General features: G+C 61.4%; 13 protein-coding genes and 1 pseudogene. 13 read left to right on the plus strand and 1 reads right to left on the minus strand.

Annotation, left to right across the window (positions count from 1 at the left end; genetic code table 11):
- The first annotated feature begins 126 nt into the window (after positions 1–126).
- The 8 genes and pseudogenes from AB3G88_RS27770 to AB3G88_RS27805 form a co-directional block, all read left to right on the plus strand.
- A complete protein-coding gene (locus AB3G88_RS27770) occupies positions 127–990 on the plus strand; it encodes a YicC/YloC family endoribonuclease (protein ID WP_191946698.1) in 864 nt (287 codons plus the stop codon).
- A gap of 10 nt (positions 991–1,000) precedes the next feature.
- Positions 1,001–1,621 (plus strand): guanylate kinase, encoded by a 621-nt coding sequence (gene gmk, locus AB3G88_RS27775; RefSeq protein ID WP_092355860.1) that lies wholly within the window; start codon positions 1,001–1,003, stop codon positions 1,619–1,621.
- 167 nt (positions 1,622–1,788) lie between these two features.
- Positions 1,789–2,052 carry a DNA-directed RNA polymerase subunit omega gene (gene rpoZ / locus AB3G88_RS27780; protein WP_017735757.1) on the plus strand — a complete coding sequence of 88 codons (264 nt, stop codon included), beginning with the start codon at positions 1,789–1,791 and terminating at the stop codon, positions 2,050–2,052.
- A 60-nt stretch (positions 2,053–2,112) separates the two neighbouring features.
- Positions 2,113–4,218, plus strand: a complete 2,106-nt coding sequence (gene spoT / locus AB3G88_RS27785) for a bifunctional GTP diphosphokinase/guanosine-3',5'-bis pyrophosphate 3'-pyrophosphohydrolase (protein WP_032884411.1) — start codon at positions 2,113–2,115, stop codon at positions 4,216–4,218.
- A 25-nt stretch (positions 4,219–4,243) separates the two neighbouring features.
- Positions 4,244–4,624, plus strand: coding sequence for a deaminase RidA (locus AB3G88_RS27790; RefSeq protein WP_003176922.1), 381 nt, complete (start codon positions 4,244–4,246; stop codon positions 4,622–4,624).
- A 56-nt stretch (positions 4,625–4,680) separates the two neighbouring features.
- A complete protein-coding gene (locus AB3G88_RS27795) occupies positions 4,681–5,424 on the plus strand; it encodes a hypothetical protein (RefSeq protein WP_099586021.1) in 744 nt (247 codons plus the stop codon).
- A 94-nt stretch (positions 5,425–5,518) separates the two neighbouring features.
- Positions 5,519–5,797, plus strand: a complete 279-nt coding sequence (locus AB3G88_RS27800) for a transposase (protein ID WP_480452554.1) — start codon at positions 5,519–5,521, stop codon at positions 5,795–5,797.
- Positions 5,743–6,090: pseudogene (locus tag AB3G88_RS27805) on the plus strand (transposase); the annotation flags it as partial. The gene AB3G88_RS27800 and the pseudogene AB3G88_RS27805, both read left to right, overlap by 55 nt.
- A gap of 115 nt (positions 6,091–6,205) precedes the next feature.
- Here AB3G88_RS27805 and AB3G88_RS27810 read toward each other — a convergent pair.
- Positions 6,206–7,063, minus strand: coding sequence for an SDR family oxidoreductase (locus tag AB3G88_RS27810; RefSeq protein WP_480452556.1), 858 nt, complete (start codon positions 7,061–7,063; stop codon positions 6,206–6,208).
- Positions 7,064–7,251: 188 nt separating this feature from the next.
- Between AB3G88_RS27810 and exbB the strand changes: the two genes are divergently transcribed.
- From exbB to recG, 5 genes are all read left to right on the plus strand, one after another.
- On the plus strand, positions 7,252–8,220 hold the full coding sequence (exbB, locus tag AB3G88_RS27815) for a tonB-system energizer ExbB (protein ID WP_112192764.1): 969 nt from the start codon (positions 7,252–7,254) through the stop codon (positions 8,218–8,220).
- A 6-nt stretch (positions 8,221–8,226) separates the two neighbouring features.
- Entirely contained in the window at positions 8,227–8,652 is a 426-nt protein-coding gene (gene exbD / locus AB3G88_RS27820; RefSeq protein ID WP_480452559.1) for a TonB system transport protein ExbD, read from the plus strand.
- Positions 8,649–9,398: a TonB family protein gene (locus AB3G88_RS27825; protein ID WP_099586024.1), complete on the plus strand. Its 750-nt coding sequence runs from the start codon at positions 8,649–8,651 to the stop codon at positions 9,396–9,398. Before exbD ends, AB3G88_RS27825 begins: the two co-directional genes overlap by 4 nt.
- 142 nt (positions 9,399–9,540) lie before the next feature.
- The gene (locus AB3G88_RS27830) at positions 9,541–10,461 is read left to right on the plus strand and encodes a hydrogen peroxide-inducible genes activator (RefSeq protein ID WP_003213305.1); all 921 of its coding nucleotides are present in this window, start codon (positions 9,541–9,543) and stop codon (positions 10,459–10,461) included.
- 8 nt (positions 10,462–10,469) lie between these two features.
- Positions 10,470–12,545: an ATP-dependent DNA helicase RecG gene (recG, locus tag AB3G88_RS27835; protein WP_112196885.1), complete on the plus strand. Its 2,076-nt coding sequence runs from the start codon at positions 10,470–10,472 to the stop codon at positions 12,543–12,545.
- The last annotated feature ends 8 nt before the right edge of the window (positions 12,546–12,553 follow it).

Raw genomic sequence — 12,553 nt, forward strand, 5'->3', positions numbered from 1 at the left:
AAAAATCCGGTTACGAATGGACAGCCTATCGCCCATTGTTTGGGCGCGCTCGCCCCACTGCGCTACAATCCTGCGCCTTCTTAACCATCAGCCCGTGTTTTCGGGGCTGCATCGCGAGGTACCTCCATGGTGCACAGCATGACCGCCTTCGCCCGCGTCGAAAAAGCCGGCGCCCAAGGCACCTTGAGCTGGGAGCTGCGCTCGGTCAACAGCCGCTACCTGGAGCCGCACCTGCGCCTGCCGGAATCATTCCGCGACCTCGAAGGCGCCGTGCGTGAAGCCCTGCGCCAGGGCATCTCCCGCGGCAAGCTGGAATGCACCCTGCGCTTTACCGAAGAGACCACCGGCAAACCACTGCAAGTGGATCGCGAGCGCGCTGCGCAACTGGTCGCCGCCGCCGAGACCATCGCCGGGCTGATCAAGCAACCCGCCGCATTGAACCCCCTGGAAGTGCTGGCCTGGCCAGGCGTGCTGGTGGCCGATGCCACCGACCCGCAAGCCCTCAACGCCGAAGCCCTCGCCCTGTTCACCCAGGGCTTGAAGGAACTCAAGGCCGGCCGCGAACGCGAAGGCAGCGAACTGGCCCGCCTCATCAACGAGCGCCTGACCTCGATAGAAGCCGACGTGATCACCTTGCGCGAGCTGGTGCCGCAGATGCTCGCCACCCAGCGCCAGAAGGTCCTCGACCGCTTCACCGACATGAAGGCAGACCTCGACCCGACGCGCTTGGAGCAGGAAATGGTCCTGCTGGCCCAGAAGAGCGACGTCGCCGAAGAGCTGGATCGCCTGAGCACCCACATCCTCGAAGTGCGCCGCGTACTCAAATCCGGCGGCGCCGCCGGTCGGCGCCTGGACTTCCTGATGCAGGAACTCAACCGCGAAGCCAATACACTCGGCTCCAAAGCTTTCGACCCGCGCAGCACTACGGCTGCGGTCAACCTCAAAGTGTTGATCGAGCAGATGCGCGAACAAGTACAGAATATTGAGTAAGGCAACCTTCATGACCCACAGCACCGGCACCCTTTACATCATTTCCGCCCCTTCGGGCGCGGGCAAGAGCAGCCTGGTCAAGGCCCTGACCGACGCTGACGAACAGATCCGCATCTCGGTCTCCCACACCACCCGCGCCATGCGCCCGGGCGAGGTGAACGGCGTGCACTATCACTTCGTCGAGCGCACCGAGTTCGTCAAGATGATCGAACACGGCGACTTCCTGGAGCGCGCCGAGGTATTCGGCAACCTCTACGGCACCTCGCAAAGCCACCTGCAGCAGACCCTGGACGAAGGCCACGACCTGATCCTGGAAATCGACTGGCAGGGCGCCGAGCAAGTACGCAAGCTGATGCCCCAGGCGCGCTCGATCTTCATCCTGCCGCCTTCGCTTGAAGCCTTGCACCAGCGCCTGACCAACCGCGGGCAGGACAGCGACGAGATCATCGAAGGGCGCATGCGTGAAGCCGTCAGCGAAATGAGCCACTACGTCGACTACGATTACCTGATCATCAACGACGATTTTTCCCACGCACTGGATGATCTGAAGGCAATTTTCCGCACTAATCAGCTCCAGCAAAAGCGTCAACAGCAGCGTTTCGGTAAGTTACTGGCCGAATTACTCGGCTGATTAGCGCTTCCCAAAACCGCTGCAAGGGCTTTACATTGGCACTTGCAGCGGTTTTGCGAGGGCTTGCGAAAAATCAGCGCTTCCCTAAACGCTGGTGATTTTTTAAACTGTTTAGTCCGCTCGCCCAACCGGGCAGCGCGCATCTTGCATCCGCTCCGAGGAATATCATGGCCCGCGTAACCGTTGAAGACTGCCTAGACCACGTGGCAAACCGCTTTGAGCTGGTCATGCTCTCTACCAAGCGTGCCCGTCAACTGGCCACTGGCGGCAAAGAGCCTCTGGTCCAGTGGGAAAACGACAAGCCTACCGTTGTAGCCCTGCGTGAAATCGCTGAAGGCCTGATGAGCTACGAGTTCATCGCCAACGCTGAAATCGTTGAAGACGAACCGCTGTTTGCAGCGTTCGAGGACGAGTCCAACGAGGCCGTCTAAGCCTATGCCTGGTCGACGTAGCACGGCGCGGGGTCAAAGCCTTCGGCAGGAGTTCACATCTTGCCGAGCATAGACGCCCTCGCCGATCGCTTATCGACCTACCTCGGCCCCGACCAGGTCAACCTGGTCCGCCGAGCGTATTTCTACGCCGAACAAGCCCACGACGGCCAACGCCGCCGTAGCGGTGAGGCGTATGTCACCCATCCTCTTGCGGTGGCAAATATTCTCGCTGACATGCACATGGACCATCAGAGCCTGATGGCCGCGATGCTGCATGACGTGATCGAAGACACCGGCATCGCCAAGGAAGCGCTCAGCGCGCAATTTGGCGAAACCGTGGCCGAACTGGTCGATGGGGTCAGCAAACTGACCCAGATGAACTTCGAGACCAAGGCCGAAGCCCAGGCGGAAAACTTCCAGAAGATGGCCATGGCCATGGCCCGGGATATCCGGGTGATCCTGGTCAAGCTGGCCGACCGGCTGCACAACATGCGCACGCTGGAAGTGCTGTCCGGCGAAAAACGCCGGCGCATCGCCAAGGAAACCCTGGAAATCTACGCGCCCATCGCCAACCGGCTGGGCATGCACGCCATTCGTATCGAGTTCGAAGACCTCGGCTTCAAGGCCATGCACCCGATGCGTTCGGCGCGCATCTACCAGGCGGTCAAGCGCGCCCGTGGCAATCGCAAGGAAATCGTCAACAAGATCGAAGAGTCGCTAAGCCACTGCCTGGCGATCGACGAGATTGAGGGCGAGGTCAGCGGCCGGCAGAAGCACATCTACGGCATCTACAAGAAGATGCGCGGCAAGCGTCGGGCCTTCAACGAAATCATGGATGTGTACGCATTCCGGATCATCGTCGACAAGGTCGATACCTGCTACCGCGTGTTGGGCGCTGTACATAATTTGTACAAACCCCTGCCGGGCCGCTTCAAGGACTACATCGCGATTCCCAAGGCCAACGGCTATCAGTCACTGCATACCACGCTGTTCGGTATGCACGGCGTGCCGATCGAGATCCAGATCCGCACCCGCGAAATGGAAGAGATGGCCAACAACGGCATCGCCGCCCACTGGCTGTACAAATCCAGCGGCGACGAGCAGCCAAAAGGCACCCATGCCCGCGCTCGCCAGTGGGTCAAAGGCGTGCTGGAAATGCAGCAACGTGCCGGCAACTCGCTGGAATTTATCGAAAGCGTGAAGATCGACCTGTTCCCGGACGAGGTCTATGTGTTCACGCCCAAAGGCCGGATCATGGAGCTGCCCAAAGGCTCCACGGCGGTCGACTTCGCTTACGCGGTGCATACCGACGTGGGCAACAGCTGCATCGCCTGTCGGATCAATCGTCGTCTCGCCCCGCTGTCTGAGCCGCTGCAAAGCGGCTCCACCGTGGAGATCGTCAGCGCACCGGGCGCACGCCCGAACCCGGCATGGCTCAACTTCGTGGTTACCGGCAAGGCGCGCACGCACATTCGTCACGCCCTCAAACTGCAGCGTCGCTCCGAGTCCATCAGCCTAGGCGAACGCCTGCTGAACAAGGTACTCAACGGCTTCGACAGCGCCCTGGACAAAATCCCGCAGGAGCGCGTGCAAGCGATGCTCCACGAGTATCGCCAGGAAACCGTCGAGGACCTGCTGGAAGACATCGGCCTGGGCAACCGCATGGCCTATGTGGTCGCTCGCCGCCTGCTGGGCGAAGGCGAGCAGCTGCCAAGCCCCGAAGGCCCGCTGGCGATTCGCGGCACCGAGGGCCTGGTGCTCAGCTATGCCAAGTGCTGCACGCCAATCCCGGGCGACCCGATTGTCGGCCACCTGTCCGCAGGCAAAGGTATGGTCGTGCACCTGGACAACTGCCGCAACATCACCGAAATCCGTCACAACCCGGAAAAATGCATCCAGCTCTCATGGGCCAAGGATGTCACCGGCGAATTCAACGTCGAGCTGCGCGTGGAGCTGGAACACCAGCGCGGCCTGATCGCCCTGCTGGCCAGCAGCGTCAACGCGGCCGACGGCAATATCGAAAAAATCAGCATGGACGAACGCGATGGTCGCATCAGCGTGGTCCAACTGGTGGTCAGCGTTCACGACCGCGTGCACCTGGCCCGCGTGATCAAGAAGCTGCGCGCCTTGACCGGTGTGATCCGCATCACCCGCATGCGTGCATAACCCACCCTCTTACAAGGAGTCATTCATGACCAAGACTGTTATCACCAGCGACAAGGCCCCGGCGGCCATCGGCACTTATTCCCAGGCGATCAAGGCGGGCAACACTGTCTACATGTCCGGCCAGATCCCGCTGGACCCGAAGACCATGGAACTGGTGGAGGGCTTCGAAGCACAGACCGTGCAGGTCTTCGAAAACCTCAAGTCTGTAGCCGAAGCGGCGGGCGGTTCGTTCAAGGACATCGTCAAGCTGAACATCTTCCTCACCGACCTGAGCCACTTCGCCAAGGTCAACGAGATCATGGGCAAATACTTCGAACAGCCTTACCCAGCCCGCGCCGCCATCGGCGTTGCTGCCCTGCCAAAGGGCGCACAGGTTGAGATGGACGCGATCCTGGTCATCGAGTAAAACACCCGGCGCAGCCTTCACAGGCCGCGCCGACTTCGTTTTAGAAGGATTTCATGATGCGCAAAGCGCTTGTAGCCACTTCGTTGCTCGCCCTGATGCTCGGCGGCTGCGCCAGCAACCCGGCCGACCTGGATGTGAGCGGCACCTGGATCAACCAGGTCGCCATCGATGCGGCAGCCAAGGGCGGCCCTTTGCGTGAAGCACTGCAGAGTTTTGGCCCGAACCTCGAATGGGAGGTCAATTCCAAGGCTGCGCAGGCGCGCTACTACAACGGTTTTGAAGTTGCCGAAGGCAAGCTGCTCGGCGAACAATCCGGCGCCTGGAGCGTGGATTTCTACGGCAGCTCCGCCACTGAACTCAAGCGCAAAGGCAAGCAGCTGCTGCAAGTGGCCAACGACAACGAGCCCGAACAGCTATTTGCCCGCGCCAAAGACCCCGCCCCTGAAGGTGCGCCACTGGGCGCGAACTTCGAACGCGCACTGTATGCGGCCTATATGGGCGGCGACTGGAAAATCACTGACGGCTTCGGCAACGGCGCCACTGTGCAGTTTCAGGCTGACGGCAAAGTTGCAGGCTTACCGGGTGTCGACCGGTACTCGCTGTGCCTGGCAGGTGATTGCGCTTCAATGAGCGGCGGCTACGACAGTATGTGGCTGCAACTCAACGGCGTGGGCAATCCATGGATTTTTGTCCGCAAAGGCAAACAGCTGGAAATTTTCCAGGCAGTCAACACCGCACAGGCCGACGAAGTACCTTCGTTTACACCTGGGCCACGACAGTGGCTGCTGGAAAAACCGTAAAAAAGGAGCCCTCGCAGACTGTGTGAAAACCTAGCAATCTGCGCAGAGCTCAAAGAAAATGCTCCGTATCGAAAGATACGGAGCATTTTTCGTTATGGCGTACATCCAGGGCGAATCTCGCAGCCAGACCAGCCTGTTCCCGGTCTCGCTGGAAGAACTGATCCCCGAGGATCACCTCGTTCGAGTCATAGACTTCTACGTGGCCAAGCTGGATCTGGTGCAGTTGGGGTTCGATAAGGCGTTGCCCAAAGGCACCGGTCGCCCCTCTTATGATCCTGCCGATCAGCTAAAACTCTATCTCTACGGCTATTTCCAGCGAAAGGTGATCGGATCTATCAGGCCGCCGTCGACGACTGCGCCAACTGCGCGCTGAAAGCGCAATGCACTGGAGCCCAGCGTCGTTATGTCTCACGACATGCCCATGAAGAGGCTTTCGAGCGGATGGAGCAAAGGATGCAGGCGCATCCTGAGATGATGGCCAACCGAAGATCCATCGTTGAGCACCCCTTCGGCAACCTCAAACAGTGGCTATTGGGTAATGGTCGTTTCTTGCTGCGGCAACTTGAGGGGACGAAAGCTGAAATGGCCTTGGCGGTGAATGCCTACAACCTGAAACGAGCGATTAACGTGCTCGGGGCCCGCCAACTGATGGCGCTAATGGGCTAGAAGGCCTTTTTTCGCCTGTCGCCGGCATAAAAACAAACGCCCCGAACGAGTCGGGGCGTTTGTTGGGCCGGCCTTCAGTGCGTTTTCACACAGTCTGCTCGGGCTCCTTTTTCGGTTAGCGCTTTCCTTCAAGGATTGCAGCATAGCCTTCACGAAAGCTTGGATAGGTCGGTTTCCATCCCAATGCCTTGACCCGGGCATTGCTGCACTGCTTGCTGCCCGCACGCCGCACACTGGCGTCTTCGGACCATTCGGTCACACCCAGGTACTCGCGCAACCAGTCCACCACTTCGGCCAGTGGCGCAGGCGCGTCGTCGACACCGATATAGAACTTGTCCAACGACCCACCCTGTTCCACATGACGCAACAAAAACGCCAGCAAGCCCGCCGCATCATCCGCGTGAATGCGGTTGCCATATAAAGGTGGGTCGATTGCTACGCGATAGCCTTGGCGAACCTGGGTCAGCAGCCACTCGCGGCCGGGGCCATAAATGCCGGTCAGGCGCACAATGCTGGCTGGGATGCCGCTATTGAGCGCGACCTGCTCAGCCTCCAGCATCACCTGCCCGGAATACCCCTTCGCTTGAGTCTGCGACGTTTCGTCGACCCGCTCGCCATTCTGCTGTCCGTAAACACTGCTGCTGGATACAAACAGCAGGTGCTTCGGCACTTGGCCGTAATCATCCAGCCACTCCAACACATGTTTCAGTCCTTGTACGTAAGCGGCGCGATAACCGGCTTCGTCGTGATCCGTGGCGGCAGCGCAATACACCAGGTAATCCACCCCGCCGGTGGGCCAGGTGTCAGGACAATCTTTGTTGAACAGGTCGCCGGCAATGCCGATCACGCCGTCGGGCAGACGCGAAATATCGCGGCGCAGGCCATGAACCTCCCATCCCGAGCTCAGCAATTGGCTAGCCAGGCGACTACCCACATCGCCGCATCCGGCAATCACAACAGAAGGTGCGGACATCACAAAACTCCATTCTCAAAGGTCTAGATTAGCCTTCTCGGCTGACCAGCGGCCAGAAAAAGTCCAAATAAAGTTACTGTATTACTTCTGTTAACAAGAATTACTTGCAATAATGACCACCCATTTGTCCTCGGCCGTTTAGGGTCTGGTAGGACGATCACTCATTTTTCCTCTCAGGTCCGGCCAGCATGACACGTAATACAACCCCCGCTTCGCCAACCCCGTCCCGCGCCTGGCGCGCGATTGCAGCGCTGGTGTTCAGCGTATTGCTGGCACCGACCGCCGCATTCGCTGATGCCACCGCCCCAGCCACCCCGGCTGCCGCCGAGCACAACGCTACAGCCCCGGCCGCTCCCGCTGCTGCGCCAGCCGCCACCGACCCGGCCCTGGCTGCAGCCCCTGCTGCCGCCGACGAAACCGGCGTAGTACTGGAAGAAGACAACACGCTGGGCATGGCCCACGACCTTTCCCCATGGGGCATGTACCAGAACGCAGACGTCGTGGTGAAAGCCGTGATGATCGGCCTGGCCATCGCCTCGATCATCACCTGGACCATCTGGATCGCCAAAGGCTTCGAGCTGCTGGGTGCCAAGCGTCGTCTGCGTACTGAAATCGTCCACCTGAAAAAAGCCGCCACCCTCAAGGAAGCGAGCGAAAGCGCGACCAAGAAGGGCACCCTGGCCAACACGCTGGTGCACGACGCGCTGGAAGAAATGCGCCTGTCGGCCAATACCCGCGAAAAAGAAGGCATCAAGGAGCGCGTTGCATTCCGCCTTGAGCGCCTGGTTGCAGCCTGTGGCCGTAACATGAGCAGCGGCACCGGCGTCCTCGCCACCATCGGTTCTACCGCACCGTTCGTCGGCCTGTTCGGTACCGTGTGGGGCATCATGAACAGCTTTATCGGCATCGCCAAAACCCAGACCACCAACCTCGCCGTCGTTGCCCCAGGCATCGCCGAAGCCCTGCTGGCAACCGCCCTGGGCCTGGTTGCGGCAATTCCTGCGGTGGTGATCTACAACGTCTTCGCCCGTTCGATTGCCGGCTACAAAGCCCAGGTATCGGACGCGTCGGCAGAAGTCCTGCTGCTGGTCAGCCGCGACCTCGATCACCTGCCTACCGAGCGCAGCTCGCAACCGCACATGGTGAAAGTGGGGTAATCGGCCATGGGCCTGCATTTGAATCAAGGCGACGATGAACTCGTCGAGAACCACGAAATCAACGTCACGCCGTTTATCGACGTCATGCTGGTACTGCTGATCATCTTCATGGTCGCCGCACCCTTGGCCACCGTGGACATCAAGGTCGATCTGCCCGCGTCCAGCGCAAAGCCTGCGCCGCGGCCTGAGAAGCCGGTGTTCCTCAGCGTCAAGGCAGACCAACGCCTGTTCCTGGGCGAAGAAGAAGTCAAAGCTGAAACCCTGGGCCAGGTGCTCGACGCCAAGACCCAAGGCAAAAAAGACACGACGATCTTCTTCCAGGCCGACAAGGGCGTGGACTACGGCGACCTGATGAGGGTGATGGATGCCCTGCGGGCAGCCGGCTACCTCAAGGTAGGCCTGGTCGGACTTGAGACGGCAGCCAAGAAATGATCACGACGCGCCACAAACTGACGCGTTATGGCACCAGCCTTGCCGTCGTGCTGGGCGTGCATGCCGTCGCGATTGCTATCGCGCTTCATTGGTCGGCGCCGCACACCGTGCAGTTGCCACCGGCCGCCATGGTCATTGACCTGGCGCCGATGCCTGCGCCGCCGCCACCGGCCCCGCCGAAAGTGGTCACGCCACCGCAGCCGCCTGCACCGGTGGAAGAGTTGCCTTTGCCGAAACTGGCAGAGGCACCCAAGCCAACGATCCAGGTGCCCAAGCCGGTCAAGCCCAAGCCCAAACCTCAGCCGCCCAAGCCGGTAGAGAAAAAGATCGAGCCGCCCAAGGAGAAACCTTCCGAGGACCCGCCGAGCGATGCTCCACCGACCCAAGCGCCAGCCGAAAAATCGGCCCAGCCGGTTCCAGGCCCGTCGCCGCAGCAAATTGCAGCCAAGGCATCCTGGGAAGGCACGCTGCTGGCGCATCTGCAGAAGTACAAGAAGTACCCGCCAGGAGCCCAGGCGCGTGGCAAGGAAGGCCTGAACCGCCTGCGCTTCGTGGTCGATGCCGAAGGCAATGTGCTGTCCTACGAGTTGGTGGGCCGCTCCGGCAACGCCGACCTGGACCGTGCAACCCTGGACATGATCCGTCGTGCCCAGCCACTGCCCAAGCCACCGGCCGATATGGTGAAAAGCGGCAGTGTCGAGATCGTTGCACCGTTTGTGTACAACATCGAGAAACGTCGCCGCTGAAAATAACTGTGGCAAGGGGCAACCCTTGCCACAGTCAGCAAAATCCTCTGCATTCCCCGCTCAATCCCCAACAAACTTCTGATAACGTGCGTCTATCGATTGCAGCCGGTATGCTTGGCCCGCAACCTCATGGACGCCCGCTATGACTCTTACAGAATTACGCTACATCGTTACCCTCGCCCAAGAGCAGCACTTCGGCCACGCGGCCGAGCGTTGCCACGTCAGCCAGCCGACGCTGTCGGTGGGCGTGAAAAAGCTTGAAGACGAACTCGGTGTGCTGATTTTCGAGCGCAGCAAAAGCGCCGTGCGCCTTACGCCCGTGGGCGAAGGCATCGTTGCCCAGGCCCAGAAAGTCCTGGAACAAGCGCAAAGCATTCGCGAGCTGGCCCAAGCCGGCAAAAACCAGCTGACCGCACCGCTGAAAGTCGGCGCCATCTACACCGTCGGCCCTTACCTGTTCCCGCACTTGATCCCGCAACTGCACCGCGTCGCGCCGCAGATGCCGCTGTATATCGAAGAGAACTTCACCCACGTGCTGCGCGACAAACTGCGCAACGGCGAGCTGGACGCCATCATCATCGCGCTGCCGTTCAACGAGGCCGACGTGCTGACGCTGCCCCTCTACGACGAGCCGTTCTACGTGCTCATGCCCGCCTCCCACCCGTGGACGCAGAAAGACACCATCGACGCCGGCCTGCTCAACGACAAGAGCCTGTTGCTGCTCGGCGAAGGCCACTGCTTCCGCGACCAGGTGCTGGAAGCCTGCCCGACGCTGACCAAAGGCAACGACGGCGCCAAGCACACCACCGTGGAATCCAGCTCCCTGGAAACCATTCGCCACATGGTTGCGTCCGGCCTGGGCATTTCGATCCTGCCGTTGTCGGCGGTGGACAGCCATCACTACGCCCCTGGCGTGATCGCAGTGCGACCGCTCACACCGCCGGTGCCGTTCCGCACGGTGGCAATCGCCTGGCGTGCGAGCTTCCCACGGCCTAAAGCGATTGAGATCCTCGCCGACTCGATCCGCCTGTGTTCGGTGGCCAAGCCGCCTGCTGCGAGCTAAGCAACGGTATGACAGAGCTGTCGCAGGTGTCGGTGACGGCACTCAAGGGTGTCGGTGAAGCCATGGCCGAGAAACTGGCCAAGGTCGGCCTGGAAAACCTCCAGGACGTATTGTTTCACCTGCCCCTGCGTTATCAGGACCGTACCCGCGTGGTGCCCATCGGCCACTTGCGCCCAGGGCAAGACGCGGTAGTCGAAGGCACCGTCAGCGGCGCCGACGTGGTCATGGGCAAGCGCCGCAGCCTGGTCGTGCGCCTGCAGGACGGCACCGGCGGCCTGAGCCTGCGCTTCTACCATTTCAGCAACGCGCAGAAGGAAGGCCTCAAGCGCGGCACGCGCGTGCGCTGCTATGGCGAAGCCCGGCCCGGCGCCTCAGGTCTGGAAATCTACCACCCGGAATACCGCGCGATTACCGGCGACGAACCGCCGCCGGTGGACACCACCCTCACGCCCATCTACCCGCTCACCGAAGGCCTGACCCAGCAACGCCTGCGCCAGCTGTGCACGCAGACCCTGACGATGCTTGGCCCGCAAAGCCTGCCCGACTGGCTGCCACTGGAGCTGGCTCGCGACTATCAACTGGCACCACTGGACGATGCGATTCGCTACCTGCATCACCCGCCGGCCGATGCCGATGTCGACGAATTGGCCCTGGGTCACCACTGGGCCCAACATCGCCTGGCCTTCGAAGAATTGCTCACTCATCAGCTGTCCCAGCAACGCCTGCGCGAAAGCATGCGTTCCCTGCGCGCCCCGGCGATGCCCAAGGCCACGCGCCTGCCTGCGCAGTACCTGGCCAACCTCGGGTTTGCGCCGACTGGCGCCCAGCAACGTGTCGGCAATGAAATCGCCTACGACCTCAGCCAGAAAGAACCCATGCTCCGGTTGATTCAGGGAGATGTGGGCGCAGGCAAAACCGTGGTCGCCGCCCTCGCCGCCTTGCAGGCGCTGGAAGCCGGTTACCAGGTCGCATTGATGGCACCCACCGAGATCCTCGCCGAGCAGCACTTCATCACCTTCAAGCGCTGGCTCGAACCCCTGGGCCTGGAAGTCGCGTGGCTGGCCGGCAAACTCAAGGGCAAGAACCGCGCAGCGTCACTGGAGCAGATCGCCGGCGGCGCACCGATGGTGGTGGGCACCCACGCGCTGTTCCAGGACGAAGTGAAGTTCAAGAACCTGGCCTTGGTGATCATCGACGAACAACACCGCTTCGGCGTGCAGCAGCGCCTGGCCCTGCGCCAGAAAGGCGTGGGCGGCCGGATGAACCCGCACCAGCTGATCATGACCGCCACGCCGATCCCACGCACCCTGGCCATGAGTGCCTACGCCGACCTCGACACCTCGATCCTCGACGAACTGCCGCCCGGCCGCACCCCGGTCAACACCGTGCTGGTCACCGACACCCGGCGTGTCGAAGTGATCGAGCGGGTACGCGGCGCCTGTGCCGAAGGGCGCCAGGCTTACTGGGTGTGCACGCTGATCGAAGAGTCCGAAGAACTCACCTGCCAGGCTGCCGAGACCACCTACGAAGACCTCACCAGCGCCTTGGGTGAACTCAAGGTGGGCCTGATCCACGGGCGCATGAAGCCCGCCGAAAAAGCCGCCGTGATGGCTGAATTCAAGGCCGGCAACCTGCAACTGTTGGTGGCCACCACGGTGATCGAAGTCGGCGTAGACGTGCCCAACGCCAGCCTGATGATTATTGAAAACCCCGAGCGCCTGGGCCTGGCGCAACTGCACCAACTGCGCGGCCGCGTCGGTCGGGGCAGCGCCGCCAGCCACTGCGTGCTGCTGTATCACCCGCCGCTGTCACAGATCGGCCGCCAGCGCCTGGGCATCATGCGCGAGACCAACGACGGGTTTGTCATTGCCGAAAAAGACCTCGAACTGCGCGGCCCAGGCGAAATGCTCGGCACCCGCCAGACCGGCCTGCTGCAATTCAAAGTCGCCGACCTGATGCGCGACGCCGACTTGCTCCCCGCCGTGCGCGATGCGGCGCAAGCCCTCATGGAACGCTGGCCGGATCACGTCAGCCCGCTGCTCGATCGCTGGCTACGCCATGGGCAGCAATACGGCCAAGTGTGACGCCTGAC

Source organism: Pseudomonas arvensis (assembly GCF_056688935.1).